We start from the raw sequence: 26237 nt of genomic DNA, 5'->3' as shown, positions 1-26237 counted from the left end.
CGTACGAGCCGTACGAGCCGTACGAGCCGTACGAGCCGTACGAGCCGTACGAGCCGTACGAGCCGTACGAGCCGTACGAGCCGTACGAGCCGTACGAGCCGTACGGGCCGTACGAGCCGTCGTCGTGCGGGGTCCGGGGCGGTACGGCGGTCATATCCGGCCCTCCAGGTTCTTCTCCAGGGCGTCGAGGGCGCGGCTGGCGTTCGACTTCACGGCGCCTTTGCTGATGCCGAGGGTGGCGGCTATCTCGGCCTCGCTGAGTTCGGCCCAGTAGCGCAGGACGAGGACCTGGCGGCGGCGCGGGGTGAGGCGGGCGAGCGCGGCGAGGACCTCGCGATGCGCCTCGTCGAGCACGACGCTGTCCTCGGCGGAGGGCGCCTCGCCGGGCGGGGGCGGGGTCCACGCGCGGGCGGTGCGGCGTCGGCGGAGCACGGAACGTGCGGTGTTGACGACAGAGGTCCGCAGATAGCCGAGCGCGTTGTCGACCTCGGTGATGTGCTCGCCGTGGCGGCGGTACAGCGCCGTGAACGCGTCCTGCACGACGTCCTCCGCGGTCGCCAAATCGTCCACGAGCAGCACCGCGAGCCGGACCATGCGCAGGCGGTGCGCGTCATACAGCTCGGTGACGGTCGGCGGCCGGTCACCGGACACGCCGCCGTGCCCGTACGTGCCGTCCTGGCGGTACGTCCCGCCCTGGCCGTACGCGGGGGGCGTGCCGTACGGGGATGCCGTGCCGTACGCGGAGGCGGTGCCCGGCGCGGAGCGGCCCGCCCTGTCGGCGCCCGGGGCGGACGCGTCGAGGGTGGACCGGTACCCGCGCAGCAGCCCGCGCAGCCGGTCCCGCCACCGCGCGCGAGGGCGGCGGGACGGGAAGGTGAACGGCAGTGCCGGTGAGGCGAGTTCGGTGACTGCGGGGCTGTGCACGAGGTTCCTCGGGTCGGGCGGCGTCAGCGGTGCGAGCGGCGGCGTACGGCGATCAGGGCCGCTGCTCCACCGGCGATGAGGACGACGGCTCCGGCGCCCGCGACGGCGGTGGTGGTGTCGGAGGCCCCAGTATGGGCGAGCTTGTCCTTGCTGTTCCCGGCGGGTGCGGCGGCGGGCGAGGTGGGCGTGGCCTTCGGCGGGGCGCTGGGGGTGGCGGTGCCGCCGGCGCCCGGGGCGGTCGGCGCGGCGGACGGTGTGGCCTTCGGCGGCAGCGTCGGCGAGGCGTGCGGGGCGCGGCTGACCGACGCGGAGGGCGCGGGGCTCGGGGTCGCGGTGGCGGGCGCGGGGGCGGCGGTCGGCGCGGTGGAGTCGGCGTGCGCTGCGGGGGCGGCGGCCAGGGCGGCGAGGAGTCCGGCGGCGACGAGGGCGCCGCGGGCGGGGACGAGCTTGTTCACGGTGGTACTCCAGGGTCGGACGAAGGCGCCGGTCGGCACCCTTCACCCCCACACGACGCGCGTCCCCGCCAGAGGTTGCCGCGGCGGGCGAGGTAATTTCCGAGCCGCTTAGGGTGGTGCGCCATGAGTTCTTCCCTTCATGTCTATCTGCTCGACGAAACCGCCACCCGCGCCCTGGTGGGGTGCCGCAGCGAGGAGAACCTGGAGTTCTTCCGCACGCACTACGCGGACCGTCTGGAGGAGCAGGACGACGATTTCCGCGGCGAGATCGCGGCGGGCGCGCCCACGGCGTACGAGGCGGTCCGCGCGGTGATCGACGGCGGCCCGTTCGACGCGCCCGGGCAGTACGCCTTCCGGTACGGCTACGCGTACGAGTGGCTGTGCTCGCTGACGGGGTCGTTCCTGCCCAACGACCGTTTCACTCCGCACCGGGGCGCCTGGCTGCCGGCCGTCGACGAGGGGCTGCGGGCGATGGGGGTGACGGCGGTGAGCGTGAGCGACTTCGGGGCGCCGGGACTGCCGGAGCCGCTGCCGCGTACGGAGTTGCCGGGGTGCGGGGTGTGGACTCCGGAGCAGATCAGGCGGGCGCTGGAGCAGTTCAACGTGACCATGCGGGCCGCCGAGGCGGGTGAACGGCCGTTCCCCGAACTGGAGAAGGAGATCGTGGACGCCGTCTTCCAGGCCCTCGGGTGGGCGCAGGCGGCCGCGGACCGGGAGGGGCTGAGCGTGGTGGGGTTCCGCTTCTGAGGAGCGGCCGGCATCTGTGCGGCGGGGCGGGGGCGCGCGGAGAGGGCGGGGACCGGGGTCGGGGCCGGGGCGCTGCCGGGGCCGGGCCGGAGCCGGGGCATTCACCGCGTGGATCTTGAGTATCAGGATTTGTGATGGCTGAGGGGATTCCGTGAAGGTCCTGGCTCATCGCACAGTTGCGCGTAGTCGTCTGCCGGTGCGTGCACGGTGGTGCGGGGCCGTGTCCGCCCGGGATTCGGCCTGTCCGTACGCCCTCGCGCGCCGCTGACGGCGGATCACCACGTCAGCTTCGCCGAGAGGACGCACCCCATGCCCGGTACCCCGTCGGACAGACCGAGAGGCGCTTCCGGCGCCGCCCCGGCCGCCCCCGCCGCAGGCACCCCCGCCGACCGCCCCGCCCAACGGCAGCCCGTGCTGCGGGTGTCGGCGGTCAGTGGCCTGATCGGCGGGGTGATCGGCGCCGTGATGAGCGCCCTCGTCAACTATCTGGCGGTCGGGATGCCCGCGAGCGAGGGCGCGAACGCCGCCAACCACGCCGTCTCCGGCCTGATCAGCGGCTTCCTCGCGGGTTTCATCGGCCTGCTCGTGCACCAGCGCAAGCAGGCGGCGTCCCAGACCGCGACCCCGGCGACGGCTCCTGCGCCTGCTCCGGCATCGGCATCGGCATCGACACCGGCACCGGCACCGGCACCGGCACCGGCTCCGGAGCCCGCCGACACGCCTTAGTGCTCGGCCGCCCGGGGCGCGCGGCGCACCCCCGCCACAGCGAGGACCGCGCCGAGGACGCACAGCACCGCGGAGACCAGCGCGGCGGTGTGGACGCCGTTCATGAAGGCCGCGTGGCTGCCTTCGGTGACGGCGGTGCGCAGGGCGGCGGGCATCGCGGGGTCGGCCGGCGCGACGCCCATCGCCACGGCGTCCCGCGCCCCGGTGAGCGCGTGCGCGGGGCCGGACGGGACGCCGGCGGCGGTCAGTTCGCCGCCGAGGGTGGCGCCGACGCGGCTGCTGATGAGGGAGACGAGGACGGAGGTGCCGAGCGCGCCGCCGACCTGGAGCGCCGTCGCCTGGAGGCCACCCGCGACGCCGCCGTCCTGCACGGGCGCGTTGCCGACGACGGCCTCGGACGAGGACGCCATCACCATGCCGACGCCGAGCCCGAGCGCGACGAACGGCGGCCACATCGCGGTGTACGAGGAGTGCGCGTCCCAGCCGAGCATGGCGAAGGCGGCACCGGCCTGGAGCAGCATGCCGAGCGGCATCGTCAGGCGCGGCCCGTACCGCTCGGTGAGGGCGGCGCCGAGCGGGGACGCGACGACGGAGGCGAGGCTCAGCGGCAGGGTCCGTACGCCCGCTTCGACCGGGGTGAAGCCGCGCACGTTCTGGAGGTAGAGCATCACGAAGAAGATGCAGCCGAGCAGGACGAAGAAGTTCAGGGCGGTGATGACCGTGCCGATGCTGAGCGCCGGGTTGCGGAACAGGCGCATCGGCAGCAGCGGGTGCCGTACGCGCGTCTCGTACCAGGCGAACAGGGCGAGTACGACGATGCCCGCGCCGAGCGTGCCGAGGGTGGCCGCCGAACTCCAGCCCCACGCCTCGCCCTTGACGACGCCGAACACGACGGCGAGCAGACCGAGGGCGAGCAGCAGCACGCCAGGCACGTCGAACTTGGCGCCTGCGGCAGCGCTGTTGCGGCTCTGCGGCAGGACGGCGGCGGCGAAGGCGAGGGCGAGGACGCCGATGGGGGCGTTGATGTAGAAGACGGACTCCCAGGAGACGTGCTCGACGAGGAGGCCGCCGACGATGGGCCCGAGCGCGGTAGATACGGAGGAGACCATCGCCCAGATGCCCACGGCCATACCGAACTTGCGGGGCGGGAAGACGGCTCGCAGCAGTCCGAGCGTGTTCGGCATGAGGAGCGCGCCGAAGAAGCCCTGGAGCGCGCGGAACGCGATGACGCCCCCGATCGACCCGGACAGGCCGATGGCGACGGACGCGAGCGTGAACCCGGCGACGCCGACGAGGTAGAAGGTGCGCCGCCCGAACCGGTCGCCGAGCTTGCCGCCGAGGATGAGGGCGGCGGCGAGGGCGAGCAGATAGGCGTTGGTGACCCACTGGAGGTCGGCGGTCGTGGCGCCGAGGGAGCGGCCGATCTCGGGGTTGGCGATGGAGACGACGGACCCGTCGAGGCCGACCATGAAGAGGCCGAACGCGACGGCGACGAGCGTCAGCCACGGGTTGGCCCGCCGGCCTTGCGGCGCCGCCGAGGTGGGCGGGCTCGCCTGTACGGGGGTGGAGTCGAGGGTGCCTGAGGGCGACATGCGGAGGTGAATCCTTGCGGGAGGAGGGGAACGTGGCAGGGGGCGCGTGGCAGGGGTGCGCGCGGGCCGTGACCGCGACCGCACGCACGGCCCGCCCTCCCCGCGCACGGGCGGGCCACCGCCGAAAGGGGCGGGGGCCGGGGCGCGCGGGAAGGGCGTGAGACGCGGAGGGTCAGGCGCGGGCGGGCTGGAGAAGCCCGGCGTGCAGTGCCTGGAGGGCGCCGAGGGCGGAGCCGAGCGCGTCGAGTTCGCCGTCGGTGAGGGCGCGCAGGGCGTCCGCGATCCGGCCGCTCATCAACTCCTGCACGGCGTCGATCCGCTGACGTGCGGTCGCCGTGAGGTGCAGATGCGCGACGCGCTTGTCGGCGGGGTCCTGGCGGCGCTCGACGAGGCCCTGCTCGGTGAGCTGGGTGACGAGGGCGCTGACGTTGTTCGACTTCATGAGCAGCGCGTCGGCGGCGCGGCGGACGGTGACCCCGTCGTGGGCGCCGATGTGGCGCAGCAGGGCGAGCTGCGCCTCGGGCGGCTTGGGGTGCGGGAAGTCCGTGTCGATCTGCCGCTCCATCGCCCGGGCCAGCGCGGGCAGGCACGCCACGAGCCCGTGGGCTACGTGGTCGGGGTCCTGGCGGGACGCGCGGGGGGCGGGCATGCCCCGTACTATAGGTACGAGCAGATACCTATGTCAACATACCTAAACCTTCGCCTGCCGCTCCTGGGCCCCGGGCCGAGTGCCCGCCGCCTCTCGTCCTTCAACGATGTCGACCCCGGCTGCTCCGTCGCCCCGCCCGTGCGACCCGCCCCGCGCCGCCCGGGGGCAAGAGATCCTCCCGCTGGGTTGCGTCTACTCTGAACCCGTCCGGAGGATCATGGGAATCATCTTTTGAATGGACGCCATCCATGACATGGATGCTCTCGCGCAGCGGCGGCATGCGGTGAGCCCGTCCCGTCTCGACCTCAACCTGGTCGTGTCCTTGCGGGCGTTGCTGGAGGAGCGGAACGTGACGCGGGCGGGGGCGCGGATCGGTCTGAGTCAGCCGGCGATGAGTTCCGCGCTGGCCCGGCTGCGCCGTCACTTCGACGACGAGCTGCTCGCGCGCACGGGCGGCACCTACGAACTGACGCCGCTGGGCGCCGCGTTGCTCGATCGCAGCGCGACCGCCTGCGATCTGCTGGAGCGACTGTTCTCCAGCCAGGCCGAGTTCGACCCGGCGACCGAGACCCGCGAGTTCACGCTGCTCGCCTCCGACTACGCGACGGCCGTGTTCGGCGCGCGGCTGGCGCGGGTGCTGCACGCGCGGGCGCCCGGGGTGCGGCTCACGTTCCGGCACACCTTCCCGTCGCTGGTGGAGCACCCGGGGACGGCGCTGAGCACGGTGGACGGGCTACTCATGCCGCACGGCATCATCGACGGCTACCCGACGGTCGAGCTGTACACCGACCGCTGGGTGTGCGTCGTCGCCGACGACCATCCGGACATCGGGGACGCCCTGACGCTGAAGCATCTGGCGGAGCTGCCGTGGGCCGTGTACCAGCGGCCCTATGACGCCCCGGCGGCACGGCAGTTGAGCATGCTGGGCATCACGCCGCGTGTCGAGGTGTCGGTGCAGACCTTCCAGCTCCTGCCGTACGTGGTGGAGGGCACCCGCCGGATCGCCATGGTGCAGGAGCGGCTCGCGCGCCGGGTACTGCGGTCGGCGGCCGTCCGCGTCCTTCCGTGCCCCTTCGACGCGGTGCCCGTACGGGAGGTCATGTGGTGGCATCCGGTGCACACGCAGGACGCCGGGCACATCTGGCTGCGGAGGACGGCGGCGGAGGTGGGGGCGGAGGTCGACGCGACACCGGTCGACGTGTCACCGGTCGTCGCCACGCCGGTCGATGCGAAGTGACGTACCCATGAGGGTCGGTGACGGACCGTCACTCACAGGGTACGGGTCCCGGTCATGTAGTGGGTGACGAGGGCGGTGAGTTCGGCGACGAGTTCGTCGCGCGGGATCGGAGGCCGTTCCAGGATCCAGCGGACGGTGAGCGCCTCCATGGCGGCGACGACGATCCAGGCGCGGACGGCGGCGCCGCGCTCGCCGGGGGCGCGTCCGGCGAGGTAGGCGGAGCCGAGGTCCTGGACGCGGCGGCGCAGCGCGTGGAGGTGGTCCTCGCTGTAGCGCGGGGGCACTTCCTCGGTGACAACGCGAAGGAGTCGCGAGTCGTGCTCCATCGCGGACAGCAGCGCCTCGACGGCGTCGGGGATGAGGCGGTGCGGGGGCTGCCCGAGGCGGTCCGCGAGTGCGGCGGTGACGCGGTCGCCGGTCTCGGCCCAGAAGCGGGTCATGAGGACGGTGAGCAGTTCGTCCTTGTCGCGGAAGTACTGGTAGAGGGAGCCCGGGCTGATGCCGGCCTCGTCGGCGACGCGCGTGGTGGCGAACCGGGCGTAGCCGTCGCGGGTGAGGACCGTGCGCGCGGCGGTGACGATCCGCTCGACCATCCGGCGGGACCGGTCCTGTCGCGGCTCTTTCCGCATGAACGCGAATTGTATGCGAATAAATGTTCGCGTTACAACGGTTTCATGACACAGATCCCCGAGGTCCGTGGCACCACCCCGTCCCCCGGCCGGCTGCCGATCGCCGTCCCGAGCCGGTTCCGTGAGGCCGAGGCGCGCGGGCGCCGGATCGCCCGCCCGCTCCTGCTGCTGACAGGCGTCGATCCGTCCGTGGACGAGTCCCTGATGGACCGTCTGGGCGCGGCGCTGCTGGAGCGCGACGAGGCGGGCGCGGCGCTCGCGCGGGCCATGGCGCTGCCGCCCGGCGACCCGGGGCGCGTCACGCGGACCGCGTTCGCGGACGCGCTCGCCGCCGCGCCCGAACCGCCGCCGCCGGACGCGCCGCCCGCGCTGCGCGCTTTCGTCGGCGAGGCGCTGCGGGTGCCCGAGTGGCTGGACCGGGAGCGCGTCGAGCGCGGCGCGGCGGCCTACCGCTTCCTCGGGCGCAACGCCGGTGACGTCCTCACGCTCCTCTCCCTCATCGGCGGCTACCGGTTCGGCGGCCCGGCCGACCTCCTCGTCCGCACCGGCGCGCTGACCGGTGACACGACGCTGCGCAGGCTCGGGGAGACGACGACGTGGGCGAACGCCGTCACCCGTCCCGGCGGCCTGCTCCCGGGCGCGCGGGGCTGGCGCCTGACGCTGCATGTGCGGGCCCTGCACGCCCTCGTGAACGCCCGCTTCACCGACCGCTGGGTCACGGCCCGTTGGGGCCTTCCGGTCAACCAGGCGGACCAGGCGGCGACGCTCGGCCTGTTCGACGCGACGGTGATCCTGGGGTGCCGGGCGCTCGGTGTGCGGCTGACGCGGGACGAGCGCGACGACCTGATGCATCTGTGGCGCTACGTCGGCCTATTGATGGGCGTCGACGCGCAGTGGCTGACGGACGACGAGCGGGTACGGCACCGCTGGAACCATCACATCCTGCTGGCCGCCGCCGGACAGACCCCGGCCGGGCAGGAGTTGGCGCGCAGGACGCTGGACGCGCAGGCCGAGCGCTCCTTCGGGCACCGTGACGCGCGCGTCGAGCGGCTGCACCGGCGGTACGAAAGGGCGCGCCAGGCAAGCCTGTTGACGGTGTTCATGGGACGGGAGGGGATGCGCGATCTGGGGCTGCCGTGCGGTGTCCCGTGGGCGCTGCCGCTCGCGCTCGCCCGCAACACCGGCCGCTACCGCGTCCTCGGCGTACTGCCGGGCGGGCGGGGGCGGTTGACGCGGCGCGGGGCACGGGAGCAGGACCGGCTGCTGGCGTCGATGTTCCCCGGCGAACAGGCGTCGGTGGCGCGTCTGCCGTAGCGCCCAGGGCGCGCGGTCCGGTCCTGGGGGCGGGGGTCCGGGCCGACCGGGAATCCGGCCTCCGGCCCTGGGAGTTGGCCTCAGCCTCAAATTCCCAGCCCCTCCGGCGATTGAGGAGCGGGGCCTGGGGCAGCGCCCCAGAGTGCCGGGTGCGTCGTGGCTGAGCGCGCAGTTCCCCGCGCCCCCTCGCGGCGAGCTAGTAGCCGCGGGACGCGGGGCCGGTGAAGCCCCGCGCCCGACCCGTGCCGGTCATCGGGCGCCGTCGGCGTCAGCGGCGGCCCTTGAGCCGCTCGATGGCCACGACGCCGACCGCGGCGAGGGCGATCTGGATGAGCAGTTCGATCCAGTCGATGCCCTTGGTGTCGGCGACACCGACGGCACCGGCGATGACCGTGCCGACGAGGGCCGCCACCACGCCGACCAGGATCGTCCACAGGATGCCGATGCGCTGGCGGCCCGGGATGACCAGACGGCCCAGGACACCGATCACGATGCCGATGACGATCGCGGTGAAGATGCCGGAGATCTCCATGCCTGTCTGCCTCTCCTTGGTCCTGCGTGCATTCGACACGCGTGTCGAATCACGTGTTCCCTGGCAAGGCAGACGCACTCTCCTGGCGGCTGGTTGAGTGCCCGGAGCCACCAACAGGCCGCTCCCCTATGGCCGTTGAGAGGCTGTGCTCCAGTTCGTCGAGGGCGCGGCGGGCGGCGGCGATCCGGGCCCGTACGTCGGCGTCCGGCGTCTCGCCCGCCGCACCCACCGCGTCCGGGCCGCCGCGGTCCGCGCGTTCGGCCTGCTCCTCCATCGCGCGCGCCTCCTCGAGCGAGGTGATGACGACCCCGATCAACACGTTGACCAGGACGAACGAGGCGATGAGCACATACGACGCGTAGTAGACGATGCTCCAGCGGGAGATCTCCAGTCCGGCGCGGACCGCGTCACCGAGACCGTCGAGCGTCATCAGCAGGAAGAGGGTGAGCACCGCCCGGCCGATGGAGCCGAAGTGCTCGGGGTCGGCGGCGCCGAAGAAGACCCAGCCGACCATCGCGTACACGTACAGCAGCAGCCCGCCGACGAGCAGGAAGCTGACCGTGCCGGGCAGGCTGCGGCCCACCGCGACGAGCACGATGCGCAGTTGGGGCAGGAAGCGGGCCGCGCGCAGCACGCGGGCGAGGCGCAGCAGCCGCAGGACAGTGGCGTTCTCCCGGAAGAACGGCAGGAACGCGCAGACGACGACGGCGAGATCGAAGAGGTTCCACGGGTCACGGAACCACGCGCGGGGCCGGTCGGCGTGCGCCGCGATCCGCAGGGCCGTCTCGGCGGTGAACACGGCGAGGAAGCCGTGTTCGAGCGCCTTCAGCTCGCCGTCCCAGCGGTCGGTGACCCCGCTGTACGTCTCGACGCCGAGCACGGCCGCGTTGGCGAGGATCAGGCCGAAGACGGCGACGGCGAACCAGCGCGTTTCGACGACGGCACGGCAGCGCGCCGCGAGGACCGCCCGGCGGCTGTGTGCGGGTAACGGAATCGTGTTGCTGCTCACGGGAATCGGATCTTACGGGCTCCGCCGCGCGGGCCCGCCGCCGAGCCCCCGGCGCCGCCGGAAGCGCGTCAGCCCTGGTGACGGACGCGGAAGGCGCCGGGGTCCGCCGGATCGCGGTCCACGACCTGGACCGGGGGCCACGCCCACTGCCGTACGCCGATGCCGGGGACGCGGTCGAAGCGGATCGCACCCCGGCTGCCTTCGACGGCGACCTCGGACCAGGCCCCCGCGATCGCCTCCCGGTCGGGGCCGTGGGTGCGGAGGATCTCGGTGAGGACGACAGCGGTGTCGTATCCCTCGAAGGCGACGAACGACGGTGGCTCGCCGAGACGTTCGGCCAGCGCCACGGCCACGCGCTCACCCTGCGGCGGCAGTTGGGCGGGCAGATAGCGCAGGAAGGGTACGTCGGTGCCGAGCGGGCCCAACCGGGCGTGCCACTGCGGGAGTTCGGGCTGCCCGGCGGGCGCGCCGAGCTGGACGCCGGTCAGGCGCGGGTCGCGGCGGACGGCTTCGACGAGGGACGCGGCCGGTTCGGGCAGTCCGGCCAGGAGCAGCAGGGCGGTCGCGCCGTGCGCGGCGACGAAATCGCAGACGCCCTCGGGCCGCTGGTGCGCCGCGAGGTCGAGGGCGACGAGCTTCGCGCCGCGCACGGTGAGGTGGTCGCGCAGGATGGCGGTGCCGGCCTCCCAGTAGAGGCTGGGCTGCGCGGCGACGGCGATCGTGCGGTGCCCGGCGGCGAGGAGGAAGTCGGCGTAGACGCGCCAACTGTGCGACTGCGCGGGCGCGATGCGGGCGACGTGGTCGCTGGGCGCGTCGGTGAGCGCGTCGAGGACGGCGGAGGAGCACAGGAACGGCACCCCGAGCGCGTCGGCGCGGCCGGCCGCCTCGCGGGCGACGACGCTGTGGAACTCCCCCGCGAGCGCGGCCACGCCGAGCCCGGCGAGTTCGTCGACGGCGGCGACCGCGCGGGCCGGGTCGGCGGCGGTGTCCCGTACGACGAGTTCCAGGGGCCGCCCGCCGACGCCGCCCGCCGCGTTGGCCTGGTCGGCGCCGAGGGTGAGCCCGGCGAGGAGGTGCCGTCCGGCGTCGACCCAGCCGGGCGGGGTCAGCGGGGCGAGGGCCCCGAGCGTGATCGGGCTGTTCGCGGGCGTGCCGGACGCGCGGCGGGGCGTACTCATGTGCGGGTGTCTCCCCCTGTGACGGTGGCCCCGATTGTAGGGCGGGCGGGAGTTCACGGTTCCTCCCCGTGTGTCCGGGCCGAGTTGGACCCGGTGAGCGGTCGCGTGTTCGCATGGGCCGGTGAACGCGCAAGGAACCCCCTCCCACGACACGGCCGTACCCCCGGAAGCGACGAAGGCGCGGGAAACGGCGACGCGGCAGCCGGAAGAGGCCCCCACTGGACCGGACGCGGCCCCGCCCACCCGGCCGGACGACGCGACAGCGGTACCCGGCGGGCCCGAGGACGAGCACGAGCGCGAGGACGCAGGCGTAGGCGTAGGCGTAGGCGCGCACGAGGAGGCCGGCGCCGCCGTCGACGCGGGCGACCGTACGGAGGTGTCCGGGCGCGGGGTCGCCCGCCGCCGTCACCCCGTGCGGACCGGGCTCAAGGTCGTCGGCGCGCTGGTCGTCGTCGCCGCCTTCCTCGGGATGGGTGACCGGCTGGCCGTGGCGTACGCCCAGGACTTCGCCGCGGAGCAGGTGCGCGAGCAGCTCGGGCTGCGGGCCGCGCCGGAGGTGCGGATCGACGGGTTCCCGTTCCTGACGCAGGTGGCGACCGGCGGCCTGGACCGCGTCGAGGTGAACGTGCCGGACCTGTCCGCGGGGCCCGTGTCCATCGCGCAGGTGAAGGCGACAGTGGACGACATCCAGGCCGTGGGCAGCCTGCCTACTTCCGTGCGGGGCGCCGACCTCGGCCGGGTGCGCGGCGAGGTCTTCCTCGACTTCGACGACCTGACGCGGGAGATCGGCGCCTCGCAGGTGCGGCTGACGCCCGGCAAGGACAACACCGTGCGCGCGAAGGGCGAGATCCCTGTCGCGGGCCGGACGGTCGACGTGCGGTCGCGGGCGCAGGTGCGGCGCGTCGGACGGCAGGGCGTCGCGCTCACCGTGTCGGACACGCGGCTGGTCGTCCCCGGCATGCTGACGTACACGCCCGGCAAGGGCGGCGGCCTGCGACTGGCGCGCCCGGCGACCGAGCGGATGGACGGCGACGCGTTCGAGCGGACGACGGGCCGGCCGTTGCGCGCCGGGAACCTGTTGCGGGGCGGGGCGCTCGACGCGCTCGCCGACCACCCGGGGCTGCTGAAGCCGGCCGGTATCGACCCGGCGCTGGTCAAGGGCCTCCGTGCGACCGGGAAGCCGAAGGTGGCGCAGGCGATGGAGTTCTCCGCGCGGCTCCCCTCGGGCATGCCCGGCGATCTCGGGCTGAGCCGGATCACGGTGACGCAGGACGGCATCCGCGCGGAACTGACGGGCAAGGACGTCCCCATCAGGTAGATCAGGCATCAGCTATATCAGGCACCGGGCAAAGCAAGCACCCGGCAGATCAAGCGGGTCGTACGCGGCGGCACCGCCCAGGGTCCGGCCATCCGGACGCGCCCCGGGCGGAACGCGGTCAGTCGGCCGTGCCCCGGTCCCGCCCGGCCCTGCGTCCCTCCCCCGGCTCCAGGGCGGGCGCGGTGACCCCGAGGTGGGAGCGGCACTGGGGGCGCGGCGCGGACTCCAGGCGGGGGCGTACCGCGCGCGGCCGGACAAAGACGGCGGCCAGCACGGCGGCCAGCACGAACAGCGCGGCGCAGCCGAACGCCGCCCGGTGGAAGGCGGAGTCGACCGCGCCGGGCCGCGTGTACGCCTCGCCGGACAGGCCCACGGCGAGCGGCAGCGCGGCGACGACGAGGAGTTGGGCGACGCGCGCGGCGGTGTTGTTGACGCCGCTGGCGAGCCCCGCGCGTTCGGGCGCGACGGACGCGAGGACCGTCGCCGTGAGCGGGGCGACGAAGCCGGCCATGCCGAGCCCCAGCACGGCGACAGCGGGCAGCACCTCACCCGCGTACGACGCTCCGGGCGTGATGCGCAGCATCAGCAGGACTCCGGCGGCGGCGACGAGCGGCCCGGCGATCAGCGGCGGGGTGGGGCCGACGCGGCGGGCGAGGTCGCCGGAGCGCGCCGACAGCAGCAGCATGAGCCCGGTGATCGGCAGGGTGGCGACGCCCGCCTGGAGGGCGTCGTAGCCGAGCGCGATCTGGAGCTGCACCGGCAGCAGGAAGAGGATGCCGCCGATGCCCGCGTACAGGCACAGGGTCATGCCGTTGGTGGCGCTGAACAGCCCGGAGCGGAACAGTGACGGCGGCAGCATGGGCGCCGGCTTTCGCCGCTCGACGGCGAGGAACGCGGCACCGGCCGCGACCCCGGCGAGCGCGGCGAGCGCCGTCCCGGCGGCGGGCACCCCACCGGACGCGCCGATCAGGGCGTAGCTGATGCCGGCGAGGCAGAGCGCGGCGAGCACGGCGCCGAGCTTGTCGAAGGGGGCGTCGGCCGCGGTCTCGTCGCGGCTCTCGGGGACGTGCCGCAGCGCGACGGCGAGGACGAACGCGGCGAGCGGCACGTTGATGAGGAAGATCCAGCGCCAGCCGGGCCCGTCGATGAGCCAGCCGCCGAGGAACGGGCCGAGCGCCCCGGCGACACCGGTCAGGCCCGACCAGGCGCCGACCGCGCGCGCCTGGTCGTCGGGGTGGTACACGGACCGTACGAGCGCGAGCGAGCCCGGCGTGAGCAGCGCGCCGCCGATGCCCTGGAGGGCGCGGGCCGCGATGAGGGTGCCCTCGTCGGGGGCGAGCCCGCACAGCGCGGAGGCCAGCGCGAACCAGGCGACGCCGATCACGAGCGCCCGCCGCCGCCCGATCCGGTCGCCCATCGCGCCGCCCCACAGCAGCAGCGCGGACAGGGTCAGCATGTACGCGTTGACGACCCACTGGAGCGCGGAGAGCGGGGCGCCGAGGTCGCGGCCCATGGTGGGCAGCGCGACGTTGACGACGGTCCCGTCGAGCATGGCCATGCCGGAGGCGAGGACGACGCACACGAGGATCCAGCGCCCGCGCGCGGAGGACAGCCTGACACCCATGCGCGCCATGGTGCGCCGCGCGCGCCCCGCCCGCCGTACGACGGCGCCCCCGCTCCCCCGCTTTCGCGCCGCCCCGCCATGTCCGGAGCGGTTCACGCATTTCCGTACGTGACCGAATGCGGCCCGATATGAACCGCGTCGGGGGGCGGGTGTAACGCGGGGGCGAGTCGGCGGCGCTGAGCCAAGAGAAAAGCGTTCTGTCTCCGAAGGGATTTCCCGTGAACGGCACCGATCCGTCTCCCGCACCCGAATACCGCCCTTATGGCGCGCCGCCCCCGCCGCCGTTCCAGGAACGCCCGCCGCGTGACGGGCGGGCCGGGCGCAAAGCCGCGATCGCGCTCTGCACGGTCGCCGATGTCGCCGCCGGGCTGCTCGGCCTGTGGATCGTGTTGTTCCTGCTGGACGCCAACTCGGGCAACCCGTTCGTCGGGTTCGTGCACGGCGCCGCCGACTGGCTCTCCGGATGGGCACAGGACATTTTCACCATGGACACAGAATTCCTTCGGGTGATTCTCAATTATGGTCTTCCGGCCCTGATCTATCTGGCGATCGGTCATGGGATCGCCGCACGCCTCGACCGTGCCTGACGGTTCGGGCATCGGGGTGAATCGGACCGGTTCTGCTGCGGAAGGAGCAATGCGGTGAGTACCGCTGTCGGCTACGGAAAAGATCTCGCACCCATTTATGAAGAACTCGTGCGGGAGCGAGGGGATGTCGTGGCCGAGGCGCAGCGGGCCGCGGCACACATCCGCCACCAGGCGGCAGCCCTCCTGCCCGCAGCACCGCCCGCCCCGTACCCGACGGCCGGGCAGGCCCCGCACACCGCGGCGCCTCAGCGGGCGCTGTAGTAGACGCACCCGGCCGACGACCCGGCCCCCGGGTCCGGGGCCGGGGCCCGGCTTCGGGCCCCGGCCCGGTGGCCGGCTCGTTCCGAGCCGGGCGCCGGTCAGTACAGGTCCGCCCTGCCGTCCGCCCGGAAGAGGCGGATCTTGTCCGCGGCGACCTTCTTCATCGTGGGCGTACTGAGCGGCTGGATCAGGTTGGGCTCACGCAGCGAGGGGTCGGCCACGAGGGCCTCGCGCATGGCCTGGTGGTAGGCGACCTTGATGTCGCTGGAAATATTGATCTTGTTGATGCCGCGTGCGACGGCGCCCGCTATCTCCTTGTCGGGGTTGCCCGAGCCCCCGTGCAGGACGAGGGGGATGCCCACGGCTTCCTTGATCCGGTCGAGCAGGTCGAGGCGCAGTTCGGGGGTCATCGTGGCCGGATACAGGCCGTGGCTGGTGCCGATGGCGACGGCGAGCGAGTCGACGTCCGTCTCGGCGACGAAGCGGCGGGCATCCTCCGGGTCGGTGTAGATGATCTCGGAGGCGCCTTCCTCGGCCTGCTCGTCGAGCTTGCCGATGGTGCCGAGTTCCCCCTCCACGGAGACGCCGACCGCGTGGGCGACGCGGGTGACTTCCTTGGTGAGCGCGATGTTCTCCTCGAACGGGAGCAGTGAGCCGTCGATCATGACGGAGGTGAAGCCGGCCTGGATGGCGGTGAGCACCTGGTCGAGGGAGGCGCCGTGGTCGAGGTGGATGGTGACGGGGATCGACACCCGGTGCGCCCAGGAGAGGACCGAGGGCACGAACTCGACTCCCACGTGCGCCAGTTCGTCCGGGTGGATGGCCACGATCAGGGGCGAGCGAAGCTCATCGCAGACCTCGATCAGCCCCTTGAGCATCGCGTAGTCGCTGACGTTGAAGGCAGGGACCGAGAAGGCGTGCTGGTGGGCGGGGCCGAGGATGGCGTGTCCGCTGAGCAACATGTCCGACAACTCCTTGAGCACAGTGAAAGGAACAGAGGGGGAGGGCGGGGTCGCCCCCTGCGCGGGGGCCCGGCACCGCCATGGCGCCCGGAGGGGCGACGCACCCGGGAGAGAAGAGAAGATGCGGCTTCTTGCCGCTTCGCTGCCGCGTTCCTGCGTTTTTCTGCGGCTGTCTGCGAGACTAGGGGCACTGAATGCGTGGAATAAGGGCCTAAAGTACCTTTCTGCTTGTTTGATCTCGCGGTGGGCCTTTCCGGGCCTCGTAGGCATGGAGGATGGGATGACCGCACGGAAGACGGCCCGTAAGGGGGCGGGGAGCAGTCGGCTGCCCGCCGGCCGGAAGGCCGACCTGACCGCGTACGTGAACGCGCATGATCAGGTGTCGGTGGCGGAGCTGGCCGAACGTTTCGGGGTCTCCGCCGACACGGTCCGCCGCGATCTCGACGAACTCGACGCCCAGGGCGCCCTGATCCGGACCCACGGCGGCGCCGTCAGCACCTCCCTGGTGCCCGACCCGGAGACGGGCACCGAGGTACGGGCCAGGCTGCACGCGGCCGACAAGCAGGCGATCGCCGAGGCCGCGGCGGCGTGCATCCGCGACGGCGCCTCACTGTTCGTCAACGGCGGGACGACGACGCTCGCGGTCATGCGCCGGCTTCACCAGCGCAAGGGGCTGCGGATCGTCACCAACAACCTGCTGCTCCCGGAGACCGTGGCGGGCGGGGGCGTGGACGAGCTGTTCATGGTGGGCGGCCCGATCCGGCCCAGCTTCATGACCACGATGGGCCCGATCTCCTCCGCTTTCGGCGTGGACAGCGCGCAGGCGGACGACATCGCCTTCCGCTGCGACATCGCGCTGATCGGGGTCGGCGCGGTGGACGCCGACGGCTTCTCGACCAGCTATCTGCCCGAGGCGCTGCTGATGAGTTCCATGGCCAAGAACGCCACGACCGTGATCGTGGTCGCCGACTCCTCGAAGTTCGACAGGACCTTGTTCGCCCGGATCGGCGGCCTTGGCATGGCGGACATCCTGATCACCGACACGGCCCCCTCCCCCGCGCTGGCCGAGGCTCTGGCGGCGGAGGGGGTCACGGTGAGCGTGGCCGACGCCCCGGCGGACGGCGCACGCGCCTGAGCCGGGGCGTCGGCGCGGGAGCCGTCAGACGAAGGTGATGTCGGCGGGGTCGATGTCCTTCTCCTCCACCTTCTTCCGGGGGCCGCCGTCCCCGTCCGCGCCGGCGGGACCGCCCGCGCCCGCCCCGCTCGCCGTGTCCGCCCCGGAGCCCCCCGCGCCCTGGCGCACCCGCGGCTTCCAGCAGAAGAGGATCAGCGCGGTCACCACGGACCCGATCGCCAGCGCCGCGAGGAAGAGGAGCGGGTGGGTCATGGCGGGCACGATGAACAGACCGCCGGACGGGACCGGGCTGCCGACGTTCCACAGCATCGAGAAGCCGCCGCCGATCGCGCTGCCCACCGTGCACGCCACCACGGTCCGCAGCAGGTCCACGGCGGCCACCGGGATCACGCCCTCGGTGATCATGCAGGCGCCCATGGGGAGGGCGACCTTGATGTTGTCCTTCTCCTGCTTGCTGTAGATCGGCCGCCGGAAGGCCGCGCCGAGCGCCCACGACAGGCCGATGCCGAAGGGCGGGACCATCGCGGCCAGCACCTTGACCGCCTCCGGCTCGAAAATGCCCTCCAGGAGGAGGCCGTCCGCGAACAGGCAGGCCGTCTTGTTGATCGGGCCGCCGAAGTCGAAGCCGACCATGCCGCCGATGACGGCGCCGAACACGAACCGCATCGAGCCCTGCATCGAGGTCAGGAACTCCGTCAGACGCTCGGTGGCCCAGACGATGGGGACACCGATGACGAAGAACATCAGCAGACCGACCACCAGGCTGGACAGCAGCGGCAGGATCATCATCGGCATGAGCCCCTCGGCCCAGCTCGGCACCCTGAGCACCTTGCGCAGCCACACCAGGAACCAGCCGACGCAGAAGCCGCCCAGCATGCCCCCGAGGAACCCGGCGCCGATCGCGCCGGCGACGGCGCCCATGAGCAGCCCGGGGGCGATGCCGGGGCGGTCCGCGATCGAGTAGGCGATGGCGGCGGCGATCACCGGGGGCAGCAGGGCCATGCCCATGGTGCCGAGCGACACCAGCGCGGACTGCCAGCCGTACGGTTCGGAGTAATCGGTGACGGCCTTGCCGCCGGCGAGGCTGCCGATGGCGATCAGCAGACCGGACGCCACCACGAGGGGGATCAGATACGAGATCGCGGTCAGGGCGTGTTTCTTCAACTGGAGTTTGGGCCCGGGGAACGACATCGTTCACGCTCCGAGCTTGCGCTCGATGGCCTGGAGCAGCTTGGTGGGCGAGTGGATCACCGTACTGGTGCCGACCTCCACGACCGGCTTGCCCTCGAACCGCTCCCGGCCGCTGACCTTGATGTCGACGGCGAGCACGACGAAGTCCGCGCTCTCGATGTCGGCGGCACTCAGCTTGTCCTCCGTGCCGATGGTGCCCTGGGTCTCGACGTGGGCCTCCCAGCCCAGGGAGGAAGCGGCGGACAGCAGCTTCTCCTTGGCGATGTAGGTGTGGGCGATCCCGGAGGTGCACGCGGCCACCGCGACGAACTTCATTGTCCTGTCTCCTTGTCGTACCTGCTGTGCGTCGCACTCGACGCCGTTGTCGCACCCGCCGCTCCCGCCGCGGGCGCCGGTGTTCCCCCGTGCCGCCGCCCAGGTCATGTCCGGGGCCGGCCGGCGAACAGCTCGACCACCTCGTCGGGCGTGCGCGCCCGCCCCAGGCTCACGAGGAACTCCTCGGAGGCCAGCAGCCTCGCCACCCTCTGGAGCATCCGGAGGTGGGTGGTGCCCGCGTCGTCCTCGCGGACGGCGAACAGGACGATCACCCGGACGTCCTCGCCGTCCAGGGAGGGCCAGGGCAGCGGGGTCCGGCAGCGGCCGACAGCGAGGGACGTGGTGACGACGGCACGGGACTTGCCGTGCGGGATCGCCACGCCCTGCCCCAGGCCCGTGGGCCCCTGCGCCTCGCGGGCCTGGACGTCGGCCATGAAGAGGGCGGGGTCGCCGACCCGTCCGTCCGCGACGAGGAGGTCGGTCAGTTCCCCGATGGCCTCGAACCGGGTGGTGGCCGACAGATCCAGGTGGACCGTCCGCGCCCCGAGGACCTCCGCGAGGTCGAATTCCCCGGCGCCTTCCGTGTCCGGCTCCGCCCGCCGGTAGCCCATAGTCTCGCTCACTTCGGCCACTCCCTGTCACTGGATGCGAGAACCTGCGTTTTTACGCGAGTTCCTTCCGTCTTTATGCGCAATTCTGCGAATTTGCTCGGCGTCAGGTGAAGGGCCGAAAGAACCGACTGACGGTCCCGACCTGAGGGGCCCTTCGTCACCGCACGCCCGGGGCCGAAGACCTGCCGGGGCCGAAGACCTGCGGGGCGAAGACGTGCCGGGGGCGATGGCGTGCCGGGGCGCGGCAGGGCGCCGGAGCACACGAGGACATGCCGGGGCCTCATGGCAGGACCGAGGGCAGCGGCAGCAGAGGGGCAGGCAGACGGCAGGCTCGGCGCCGGGCGCCATAGGGGCCTCGCGCCGAGGGGACGCCTGAGTGGGAGGGATCGTCCGGGCGGGGGGCGCCTGGGCTGGAGGGGGCGCGGGGCGCCTGGGCGGGAGAGGTAGCCCTGGGTCGCCCCGGGTGTCAGTGGCGTGGGCGCGCGGTCACTCGGGGGCCGAGCGGGCCACGTGCAGAGCGAGGTAGGCGATCTCCTCCTTGGGGAGGGTCTGCCCGTACTCCTGCTGGATGTAGGCGCCGACGCGCTCGGCGGCGGCCATCGCGCGCGGGTAGCGCTCGCCGAGCCGGTCGTGGAGGAAGTCGTCGTCGCTGGTGAGCAGATGCCCGGTGAAGAAACGCTCGGCGAAGTACTGGAGGTGGCTGATGAAGCGCGAGCGGTGCAGTCCGTCGTCGTCGAACCGGGCGGCCGTGGTGTACGTGACGATCTGCGTGATGGCGTTGATCAGCCCGACCACCTTGAGCGGGTCGACGGCCGCCGGTCCGGCCTCGGCGTTGACGAGGTGGAAGACGATGTTGGCGGCCTCGTCGTCGGGCAGTTCCACGCCGGTGCGTTCGCGCAGCAGGGCGACGGTGTGCACACCGACCGCCCAGTGCCGGGGGTAGAGCGCGCGCATCTCCCAGGCGAAGCGGTTGGCGACGCGCAGCCCTTGGCGGGCGCGGGCGGCGGCGAAGTGGAGGTGGTCGGTGAGGGCGAGGTAGATGTGCGGATCGAGGGTGATGCCCTGCTCGGCGGCGTGCCGGACGGCCTCGCGGGTCACTTCCAGGTAGCCCGGCGGAATGGCGCTGAGCAGGTCGACGAGGGTCTGGTGGTCGGCGTCGGCGAGGGCGATGAAGACGCGGTCGGGCGCGTCGGCGGGCACGCGCTCGCCGGGCTTGCGGCCGTAGCCGATGCCCTTGCCCAGAAGGACGCGTTCGACGCCACGCTCGTCCTCGACGAGCACCACGCTGGAGTTGAGCACCTTCTTGATGGTCAGAGCCGTCACTTCGTCACCCTCGTCCTGCCGGCGCGATCCGGCCACCGTGGCCCCGCGGACCGCGGGGCCACGGCATGGCCCGTCATGTCAGGTCGGCGCCGTTCGACGCGATGACCTTCTTGTACCAGGCGAAGGAGTCCTTTCGGACGCGCCGCAGCGTGCCGCGGCCCATGTCGTCCTGATCGACATGGATGAAGCCGTACCGCTTGGACATCTGCGAGGTGGAGGCGCTGATCAGGTCGATGGGCGCCCAGCTCACGTACCCCATGAGGTCCACGCCCTCGTCCACGGCCTGGATCATCTGCGTGAAGTGGGCGCGGAAGTAGTCGACGCGGTACGAGTCGTGGACATGGCCGTCGGCGGTGACCTCGTCGCGCATGCCGAGACCGTTCTCCACGATGAACAGCGGCTTGCCGTAGCGGTCGTACAAGGAGATGAGGGAGATGCGCAGGCCGACGGGGTCGATCTGCCAGCCCCACTCGCTCGACGGCAGGTACGGGTTCTTCACCCCGAGGACGGTGTTGCCCGGAGTGCGTTCGGCGTCCGGGCTGACGGACTCCGTCATCGACATGTAGTAACTGAAGGTGATGAAGTCGGCGGTGTGCGCGGCCAGCAGCTCGCGGTCGCCGTCCTCGAAGGGGATGGTGACACCGCGCCGCTCCAGGGCGCGCAGCGCGAGCTGCGGGTAGGCGCCCGCCGCCTGGACGTCCGTGCACAGGTACAGCATGCGCTCTTTGAGCTGCGTGGCGGCCACATCGTCCGGGTGGCAGGTGCGCGGGTAGGTCGTCAGCATCGTCAGCATGCAGCCCATGCGGGCGTCGGGGACCATCTCGCGCAGCATCCTGGTGACGGACGCGCCGGCCACGAACTGGTGGTGCAGCGCGGTGTAGCAGGCCTGTTCCAGTTCGTCCTCGGGGAGGGTGTCCGGGATGATCGCGCCCGAGGTGAAGGGGTGGCGCAGGATGCCGTCGATCTCGTTGAAGGTGATCCACGACTTCACGTACGCCCCGAACCGCTCGAAGCAGACCGCGGCGAACCTCTCGAACAGTTCGATCGTGCGGCGCTCCAGCCAGCCGTTGTGAGCGAGGGCGAGGGCCAGCGGCGGGTCGTAGTGGGACAGGGTGACGAGCGGCTCGATGCCGAGCCTGCGCATCTCCTTGAACATCGCCACGTAGTGGGCGACGCCCTCCTCGTTCGGCTCCTTCTCCTCGCCGGTGGGGAAGAGGCGGGTCCACGAGATCGACACGCGCAGGGTGGTGAAGCCCATCTCCGCGAAGAGCGCGAGGTCCTCGGGGTAGCGGTGGTAGAAGTCGATGCCCCGGCGCTTCGGGTAGTACGTGTCGTCGGGGTCTGCGATGGCGCGCTCGACGCCCGCCTTGGTGACGACGTGATGGGCCGCGTACTCGGTGGGGTCGGCGTCGGGCTTGTACGTCGCCACGTCGGACACGGCGGGGCCGCGTCCGCCTTCGCGCCAGGCGCCTTCGACCTGGTTGGCGGCGAGCGCGCCGCCCCAGCGGAATCCGTCAGGCAGTGCCATGGGTCAGCTCCTTGCTGTCGGCCGAGCCGGTCGTGTCGGCCGTGTCGGCGTCGGGGTGGGTGTCGGGGTGGGTTCCGGGAGCGGTCGGCTCCTCGGTGTCCTTCTGTCGCACGGTGGCGAGGGGGGCGCCCGTCTCCACCGGGCCTCGGGCCAGGTCCCCCACGGTGAAGCGGGCGGCGTTGACGACGACGACCGGTGTCGTGACGTCGTACCCGGCGGCGCGTACGGCGTCGAGGTCCACGTCGAGGACGTGCCGGCCGGCCGCGACGCGGTCGCCCTGGGCGATGTGCGCCGTGAAGTGCTCCCCGGCGAGTCGTACGGTGTCGACCCCGATGTGTACGAGGACTTCGGCGCCGGTGTCCGTGGTGATGCCGATGGCGTGCAGCGAAGGTGCCAGCGAGGTCACCGTCCCGCCGACGGGGGCGTACACGGCGCCCGAGGCCGGCACGACGGCGACGCCCTCGCCGAGCGTCCCGCTGCTGAACACGGGGTCGCCGACCTCCGCCAGCGGGATCGCGGTGCCGCTCATGGGGGCGGCGAGGAGGTCGCCCGCGGGGGCGGCCTGGCTGTCCGCCCGGCTCGCGGTGTCCGCGCCGGCCTGTGCCGTACCCGTGTCCTTCCAGGTCAGCAGGGAGACCAGGAAGGAGACCGCGAAGGCTACGACGAAGCCGATGCACGCGTGCATGAGGTTGGCCGGGGCGTTGTCGTCCGCGAACATCGACATGCTGGCGAGCCCGGGTCCCACGACGGCGTGCGCGGAGACGTGGGTGAGGCCGACGTAGGCGCCGCCGCTGAGGGAGCCGACGACGACGGCGAGCATGGTGCGCCGGTTCTGGAGAGTGACGCCGTAGAGAGCCGGCTCGGTGATGCCGAAGAGGGCGGAGACGCTGGCCGAGACCGACGTGGCGCGCAGCCCGGCCCGCTTGGTGCGCAGGGCGACACCGAGGGTGGCCCCGCACTCGCTGAGGTTGTGGGCGAGCGACGCGGGCAGGTACAGCGACTCCGCGCCAGTGGCGCCGACCTGGTGAAGGGTCGGCGGCAGGAACGCCTTGTGCATGCCGACCGAGATCACGAAGGGCAGCAGGGCCGCGAGCAGGGCGACGGCGACCCAGCCGAGTGTGCCGTGCAGCCAGAGCATGGCGGCGGTGAGCAGGGTGCCGAGGCCGTAGCCGAGCGGGCCGAGGGCCAGCATGGTCACGGGCACGACGATGAGGAAGCACATCATCGGCACGAAGAACACGCGGACCGGGCCGGGTGTGATGCGGTTGAACAGACGCTCGATGCCCCACAGGAACAGCACGCTGAGGATGGCGGGGAAGACCTGCGCGTTGTAGCTGATGTCGGTGACGGGCAGGCCGAACAGGGACGCGCCGCCCTCCCGCGCGATCAGCTCGGTGAAGCCGGGGAACATCAGGACGGCCACGGCACCGATGGCGACCGGCCGGTTGACGTCGAGCTTCTTGGCCGTGGTGTAGGCGACCAGCAGGGGCAGGAACGCGAAGACCGCGTCGGGGATCGCGGTGAGCAGCAGATAGTTCTGCCCCTCCTTGTCCATCCAGCCGAGCACACCGCACAGCACGAGCAGCGACTTCAGCACGCCCGCTCCGGCGATGGCGGGCACCACCGGGGTGAAGACGCTGACGACGAAGTCCATGACGGTGTTGCCGACGCGTTTCCAGCTCCAGGGCTCGCGCGCAGCGGGCCCCGCGCCGCCGCCGGCCGCCCCGGCCGGACCGTCGTGGCCGTCGTGTCCGGCTCCGGTCAGCTTCGTGAGCGCCGCGTGGACCTCGATCACCTTGCTGCCGATGATGATCTGGGTCTGCGGGCCGGTGACGACGCCCAGCACTCCCGGCACCGCGCGCAGCCGGTCGATGTCGGCCCTCGCCGGGTCGGCGAGGCTGAAGCGCAGCCGGGTCGAACAGTGCTGCAGAGCTGTGACGTTCGCGGCACCGCCGACCGCTTCGAGGATCGCCTTCGCGCTCCCGTTCACGTCCATGTGTTCTCCTCCCAGATCGGGGAGCACGCGACCGGACGCCCAGCGGGCGACGAGCCCTGTAGGCAACAAAAAAGGACCCGTCGCTGAAAAACGATCAGCGGCGGATCCTGCCTGCACTACCAGTCACATGTCCTGAAACGCACCTTGCCAGACATCATCAAAAATGGTCAAGTTCGGGCAATGTGACGGGCCCGGCCCCGCTGCCCCCGGGGTGGCACCGCGGCAGGTTCCGGGCCGGAGGACGGCGCGGCGGAGGGCGTCTCCGTATGGCCCTCCGTATGACCACAGATGTTCGTACGCGTACGCGCTGCGCATGAAGGACTCGCCCCGCACGGCACTCCCCGCCGTCCGGTCCGTTGAGCGAAGCGGATCGATCGACGCGACTCGCGCGCGACGCCGGACGGATCGGAAGGTTGCCATGCCACACCGCATGGGCGGATACGGGGCCCCGGTGCGCTCGGGGCCCGTCACGGGCACGGGGGACGGGCTCGTCGGACGGCACGAGGAGGCCGCGGCCCTGCACACCCTGCTGGCCCGGCACCGGCTGGTGACGGTGACCGGGCCCGCGGGCGTCGGCAAGAGCGCGCTCGCGGAGCAGGTACTCGGCCGGCGGGAGCCGAACGCGTGCGTACGGGTGCGCGTGCCGCACGCGGGCAGTGGGGCGCACGCCGGTCCCGTCGCCTCGGCGCTCGCCCGTGCCCTCACCGCGGGCCGCCCCGAACAGGCCGTGGCCGCCGCCTCCCTGATCGACGGCATCGCGGGCACCGACAGCAGCCCCGGCCCGGACGCCGGTCGCCCCGCGCCCCCGGTGCTGCTGTTCCTGGACGACGTGGACGCGTACCGCGAGTCGTGCCTGCGCGCGGTCTCCCGTCTCGTACGCCACTTCCCGTCCCTGCGCCTGCTGGTGACGGCGCGTCAGCCGCTCGGGGCGGGCGACGAGCACGTACTGCGGCTGCGGCCGCTGGCGACGCGCGGGACGGCGGGGCTCACGACGCCGCCCGCCCCGGCGGTGCGGCTGTTCCTGCGGCACGCGCGCGCGGTGCGGCCCGGCCTGGTGGTGGACGAGACGGCGCTGCACACGGTGACGGCCCTGTGCGAGGTGCTGGGCGGGCTGCCGCTGGCCATCGAACAGGCGGCGCACCAGATGGCGACGCTCGACCTGGACGAGCTGCACGCGCGCGTGCGGCGCGGCCAGTGCTGGCTGACGCACCCGCACACGCCCCTCGCCCGCCACCGCTCGCTGCGGCACACGCTCGACACGGTGTACACGCAGGTCACCCCGGACGAGCGGCGGGTGTGGGCGCGGGCGAGCGTGTTCGCGGGGAGTTTCACCGCGTCGGCGGCGGTGTTCCTGTGCTCGGACCGGCAGGTGCCGGCGGAGGCGGTGCCGAGCTGTCTGACGCGGCTGACGGCGGCGGGCGTCCTCGAACCCGTCGGGGAGCCGGACGAGCCCGTGCCGAACCGTTACTTCATGACGCGGGCGGCCCGCGACTTCGGGCGCGAGCGGCTGGAGCGCGCCGGGGAGTCGGAGGTCGCGGCGGAACGATTCCTCATCCATGTCCGGCACGTGGCGACCGTCGCGGAGCAGTTGTGGAGCGCGGGCTGCTGCGAGGCCGCGCTCGACCTCGCCGGGCACGAACTGGACAACGTGACGGCCCTGCTGGAGCGCACCCCGAGCGGCCATCCGCACGCGGACGCGGTCGGCTCGATCGTGGCGCGCCTGTGGTTCTGGTGGGTCGCGCACGACACGGCAGGCGCCGGAAGCCGCCACCATCTGCTGCGCCTGCTGTGCCCGCCCGCCGCGCCGGGCGCGTGGCAGGCGCCGTGGCTCGCGGGCTGGCTGACGGCGCGCCAGTCGCCCCGGATGGCGTCGCGGATGCTGGCGCAGACATGGGGGCAGGCGCTGCTCAGCGGGGACATCGCGGCAGCGGGCCGGATCGCGGCCGTGCAGGGCCTGATCGCGTGGCGCGGCGGTGACCTCGACGCGGCGGACCGGCTGCTGCGGGACGCGGCGCGCACGATCCCCTCGTACGCCGATCAGGGCCCGACGCCCGCCCAGTGCCTCGCGCTGCTGGCCCTGGCCCGCGCGGACACGGCCCCCACCGCCGCGCGGGCCGCCGCGCGCCGGGCGCTGGCCCAGCCCGGCATCCTCAGCGACGTCCGCGCCGGGGTCCACGCGCGGCTGGCGCTGACCCTCGCGGACCATCGGTCGGGGCGCGCCGCCCGCGCCTGGAACCGGGCCCGCCGCCTCCACCGCGATCTGCCCGCCCATCTCGCGGGCTCCGCGACGGCGGCGCTCCTGGAAGCCCTGCTGGCGGCCCTGTCCACGGGAACACCGCTCACGCCGGGCCCGCTGACGGGATCGCTGGCGCTCCGGGGGTACTGACGCCGGGC

The 26237-nt window shown here is 72.9% G+C and carries 25 protein-coding genes; 9 read left to right on the top strand and 16 right to left on the bottom strand.

What is annotated here, in order from left to right:
* Positions 1-150: 150 nt before the first annotated feature.
* Positions 151-924 carry an RNA polymerase sigma factor gene (locus ACZ7LY_RS18735; RefSeq protein ID WP_471625717.1) on the bottom strand — a complete coding sequence of 258 codons (774 nt, stop codon included), beginning with the start codon at positions 922-924 and terminating at the stop codon, positions 151-153.
* Positions 925-947: 23 nt separating this feature from the next.
* The gene (locus tag ACZ7LY_RS18730; RefSeq protein ID WP_471625716.1) at positions 948-1379 is read right to left on the bottom strand and encodes an LAETG motif-containing sortase-dependent surface protein; all 432 of its coding nucleotides are present in this window, start codon (positions 1377-1379) and stop codon (positions 948-950) included.
* Positions 1380-1502: 123 nt separating this feature from the next.
* Here ACZ7LY_RS18730 and ACZ7LY_RS18725 point away from each other — a divergent pair, with 123 nt between their 5' ends.
* Entirely contained in the window at positions 1503-2126 is a 624-nt protein-coding gene (locus ACZ7LY_RS18725) for a DUF7691 family protein (protein ID WP_471625715.1), read from the top strand.
* Positions 2127-2435: 309 nt separating this feature from the next.
* Positions 2436-2852, top strand: coding sequence for a hypothetical protein (locus tag ACZ7LY_RS18720; protein WP_471625714.1), 417 nt, complete (start codon positions 2436-2438; stop codon positions 2850-2852).
* On the opposite strand, the gene ACZ7LY_RS18715 is transcribed toward ACZ7LY_RS18720, so the two are convergent.
* Positions 2849-4444: an MFS transporter gene (locus ACZ7LY_RS18715; protein ID WP_471625713.1), complete on the bottom strand. Its 1596-nt coding sequence runs from the start codon at positions 4442-4444 to the stop codon at positions 2849-2851. The genes ACZ7LY_RS18720 and ACZ7LY_RS18715 overlap by 4 nt on opposite strands.
* A gap of 172 nt (positions 4445-4616) precedes the next feature.
* The gene (locus ACZ7LY_RS18710; RefSeq protein ID WP_471625712.1) at positions 4617-5093 is read right to left on the bottom strand and encodes a MarR family winged helix-turn-helix transcriptional regulator; all 477 of its coding nucleotides are present in this window, start codon (positions 5091-5093) and stop codon (positions 4617-4619) included.
* A 235-nt stretch (positions 5094-5328) separates the two neighbouring features.
* Between ACZ7LY_RS18710 and ACZ7LY_RS18705 the strand changes: the two genes are divergently transcribed.
* Positions 5329-6330 (top strand): LysR family transcriptional regulator, encoded by a 1002-nt coding sequence (locus ACZ7LY_RS18705; RefSeq protein ID WP_471625711.1) that lies wholly within the window; start codon positions 5329-5331, stop codon positions 6328-6330.
* A gap of 32 nt (positions 6331-6362) precedes the next feature.
* Here ACZ7LY_RS18705 and ACZ7LY_RS18700 read toward each other — a convergent pair whose 3' ends face one another.
* Entirely contained in the window at positions 6363-6959 is a 597-nt protein-coding gene (locus ACZ7LY_RS18700; protein WP_471625710.1) for a TetR/AcrR family transcriptional regulator, read from the bottom strand.
* A 45-nt stretch (positions 6960-7004) separates the two neighbouring features.
* Between ACZ7LY_RS18700 and ACZ7LY_RS18695 the strand changes: the two genes are divergently transcribed.
* Complete coding sequence (locus ACZ7LY_RS18695; protein ID WP_471625709.1) at positions 7005-8273, top strand: oxygenase MpaB family protein; 1269 nt, start codon at positions 7005-7007, stop codon at positions 8271-8273.
* A 268-nt stretch (positions 8274-8541) separates the two neighbouring features.
* Here ACZ7LY_RS18695 and ACZ7LY_RS18690 read toward each other — a convergent pair whose 3' ends face one another.
* From ACZ7LY_RS18690 to ACZ7LY_RS18680, 3 genes are all read right to left on the bottom strand, one after another.
* Positions 8542-8805 (bottom strand): GlsB/YeaQ/YmgE family stress response membrane protein, encoded by a 264-nt coding sequence (locus ACZ7LY_RS18690; protein WP_471625708.1) that lies wholly within the window; start codon positions 8803-8805, stop codon positions 8542-8544.
* A 49-nt stretch (positions 8806-8854) separates the two neighbouring features.
* Positions 8855-9814: an ion transporter gene (locus ACZ7LY_RS18685; RefSeq protein WP_471625707.1), complete on the bottom strand. Its 960-nt coding sequence runs from the start codon at positions 9812-9814 to the stop codon at positions 8855-8857.
* Between the two features lie 68 nt (positions 9815-9882).
* On the bottom strand, positions 9883-10992 hold the full coding sequence (locus tag ACZ7LY_RS18680) for an ABC transporter substrate-binding protein (RefSeq protein ID WP_471625706.1): 1110 nt from the start codon (positions 10990-10992) through the stop codon (positions 9883-9885).
* Between the two features lie 121 nt (positions 10993-11113).
* On the opposite strand from ACZ7LY_RS18680, the gene ACZ7LY_RS18675 reads away from it, so the two are divergent.
* Positions 11114-12310 (top strand): LmeA family phospholipid-binding protein, encoded by a 1197-nt coding sequence (locus ACZ7LY_RS18675; protein ID WP_471625705.1) that lies wholly within the window; start codon positions 11114-11116, stop codon positions 12308-12310.
* Positions 12311-12428: 118 nt separating this feature from the next.
* Here ACZ7LY_RS18675 and ACZ7LY_RS18670 read toward each other — a convergent pair whose 3' ends face one another.
* On the bottom strand, positions 12429-13934 hold the full coding sequence (locus ACZ7LY_RS18670) for an MFS transporter (RefSeq protein ID WP_471625704.1): 1506 nt from the start codon (positions 13932-13934) through the stop codon (positions 12429-12431).
* 218 nt (positions 13935-14152) lie between these two features.
* Between ACZ7LY_RS18670 and ACZ7LY_RS18665 the strand changes: the two genes are divergently transcribed.
* On the top strand, positions 14153-14521 hold the full coding sequence (locus ACZ7LY_RS18665) for a hypothetical protein (RefSeq protein ID WP_471625703.1): 369 nt from the start codon (positions 14153-14155) through the stop codon (positions 14519-14521).
* Positions 14522-14575: 54 nt separating this feature from the next.
* The gene (locus tag ACZ7LY_RS18660) at positions 14576-14782 is read left to right on the top strand and encodes a hypothetical protein (protein WP_471625702.1); all 207 of its coding nucleotides are present in this window, start codon (positions 14576-14578) and stop codon (positions 14780-14782) included.
* Between the two features lie 98 nt (positions 14783-14880).
* Here the strand turns inward: ACZ7LY_RS18660 and ACZ7LY_RS18655 are convergent, their stop codons facing one another.
* Positions 14881-15744, bottom strand: a complete 864-nt coding sequence (locus ACZ7LY_RS18655) for a ketose-bisphosphate aldolase (protein WP_471625701.1) — start codon at positions 15742-15744, stop codon at positions 14881-14883.
* 280 nt (positions 15745-16024) lie between these two features.
* Here ACZ7LY_RS18655 and ACZ7LY_RS18650 point away from each other — a divergent pair, with 280 nt between their 5' ends.
* Positions 16025-16879 carry a DeoR/GlpR family DNA-binding transcription regulator gene (locus ACZ7LY_RS18650; protein ID WP_471625700.1) on the top strand — a complete coding sequence of 285 codons (855 nt, stop codon included), beginning with the start codon at positions 16025-16027 and terminating at the stop codon, positions 16877-16879.
* A 24-nt stretch (positions 16880-16903) separates the two neighbouring features.
* On the opposite strand, the gene ACZ7LY_RS18645 is transcribed toward ACZ7LY_RS18650, so the two are convergent.
* The 6 genes from ACZ7LY_RS18645 to ACZ7LY_RS18620 form a co-directional block, all read right to left on the bottom strand.
* Entirely contained in the window at positions 16904-18070 is a 1167-nt protein-coding gene (locus tag ACZ7LY_RS18645; protein ID WP_471625699.1) for a PTS fructose transporter subunit IIC, read from the bottom strand.
* A gap of 3 nt (positions 18071-18073) precedes the next feature.
* Positions 18074-18385 (bottom strand): PTS fructose transporter subunit IIB, encoded by a 312-nt coding sequence (locus tag ACZ7LY_RS18640; RefSeq protein WP_471625698.1) that lies wholly within the window; start codon positions 18383-18385, stop codon positions 18074-18076.
* Between the two features lie 104 nt (positions 18386-18489).
* Complete coding sequence (locus tag ACZ7LY_RS18635) at positions 18490-19008, bottom strand: PTS sugar transporter subunit IIA (protein ID WP_471625697.1); 519 nt, start codon at positions 19006-19008, stop codon at positions 18490-18492.
* Positions 19009-19482: 474 nt separating this feature from the next.
* Entirely contained in the window at positions 19483-20319 is an 837-nt protein-coding gene (locus tag ACZ7LY_RS18630; protein WP_471625696.1) for a PRD domain-containing protein, read from the bottom strand.
* 73 nt (positions 20320-20392) lie between these two features.
* Positions 20393-21847 (bottom strand): glycoside hydrolase family 1 protein, encoded by a 1455-nt coding sequence (locus ACZ7LY_RS18625; protein ID WP_471625695.1) that lies wholly within the window; start codon positions 21845-21847, stop codon positions 20393-20395.
* Entirely contained in the window at positions 21834-23843 is a 2010-nt protein-coding gene (locus ACZ7LY_RS18620) for a beta-glucoside-specific PTS transporter subunit IIABC (protein ID WP_471625694.1), read from the bottom strand. Before ACZ7LY_RS18620 ends, ACZ7LY_RS18625 begins: the two co-directional genes overlap by 14 nt.
* A 418-nt stretch (positions 23844-24261) precedes the next feature.
* Between ACZ7LY_RS18620 and ACZ7LY_RS18615 the strand changes: the two genes are divergently transcribed.
* Positions 24262-26229 carry an ATP-binding protein gene (locus ACZ7LY_RS18615; RefSeq protein WP_471625693.1) on the top strand — a complete coding sequence of 656 codons (1968 nt, stop codon included), beginning with the start codon at positions 24262-24264 and terminating at the stop codon, positions 26227-26229.
* Positions 26230-26237 lie beyond the last annotated feature (8 nt).

The organism is Streptomyces sp. NPDC107550 (assembly GCF_055639095.1).
Note: the sequence above shows the minus strand (reverse complement) of the source record. Positions and strands in the feature narration are given on the sequence as shown.

Bases quoted from the DNA above. Each gene is read 5' to 3' on its own strand.
- ACZ7LY_RS18720 (WP_471625714.1), top strand. From the start codon at position 2,436: ATGCCCGGTACCCCGTCGGACAGACCGAGAGGCGCTTCCGGCGCCGCC.
- ACZ7LY_RS18680 (WP_471625706.1), bottom strand. From the start codon at position 10,992: ATGAGTACGCCCCGCCGCGCGTCCGGCACGCCCGCGAACAGCCCGATC.
- ACZ7LY_RS18655 (WP_471625701.1), bottom strand. From the start codon at position 15,744: ATGTTGCTCAGCGGACACGCCATCCTCGGCCCCGCCCACCAGCACGCC.
- ACZ7LY_RS18715 (WP_471625713.1), bottom strand. From the start codon at position 4,444: ATGTCGCCCTCAGGCACCCTCGACTCCACCCCCGTACAGGCGAGCCCG.
- ACZ7LY_RS18725 (WP_471625715.1), top strand. From the start codon at position 1,503: ATGAGTTCTTCCCTTCATGTCTATCTGCTCGACGAAACCGCCACCCGC.
- ACZ7LY_RS18625 (WP_471625695.1), bottom strand. From the start codon at position 21,847: ATGGCACTGCCTGACGGATTCCGCTGGGGCGGCGCGCTCGCCGCCAAC.
- ACZ7LY_RS18690 (WP_471625708.1), bottom strand. From the start codon at position 8,805: ATGGAGATCTCCGGCATCTTCACCGCGATCGTCATCGGCATCGTGATC.
- ACZ7LY_RS18670 (WP_471625704.1), bottom strand. From the start codon at position 13,934: ATGGGTGTCAGGCTGTCCTCCGCGCGCGGGCGCTGGATCCTCGTGTGC.
- ACZ7LY_RS18640 (WP_471625698.1), bottom strand. From the start codon at position 18,385: ATGAAGTTCGTCGCGGTGGCCGCGTGCACCTCCGGGATCGCCCACACC.
- ACZ7LY_RS18695 (WP_471625709.1), top strand. From the start codon at position 7,005: ATGACACAGATCCCCGAGGTCCGTGGCACCACCCCGTCCCCCGGCCGG.
- ACZ7LY_RS18615 (WP_471625693.1), top strand. From the start codon at position 24,262: ATGCCACACCGCATGGGCGGATACGGGGCCCCGGTGCGCTCGGGGCCC.
- ACZ7LY_RS18710 (WP_471625712.1), bottom strand. From the start codon at position 5,093: ATGCCCGCCCCCCGCGCGTCCCGCCAGGACCCCGACCACGTAGCCCAC.
- ACZ7LY_RS18620 (WP_471625694.1), bottom strand. From the start codon at position 23,843: ATGGACGTGAACGGGAGCGCGAAGGCGATCCTCGAAGCGGTCGGCGGT.
- ACZ7LY_RS18645 (WP_471625699.1), bottom strand. From the start codon at position 18,070: ATGTCGTTCCCCGGGCCCAAACTCCAGTTGAAGAAACACGCCCTGACC.
- ACZ7LY_RS18650 (WP_471625700.1), top strand. From the start codon at position 16,025: ATGACCGCACGGAAGACGGCCCGTAAGGGGGCGGGGAGCAGTCGGCTG.
- ACZ7LY_RS18705 (WP_471625711.1), top strand. From the start codon at position 5,329: ATGGACGCCATCCATGACATGGATGCTCTCGCGCAGCGGCGGCATGCG.
- ACZ7LY_RS18700 (WP_471625710.1), bottom strand. From the start codon at position 6,959: ATGCGGAAAGAGCCGCGACAGGACCGGTCCCGCCGGATGGTCGAGCGG.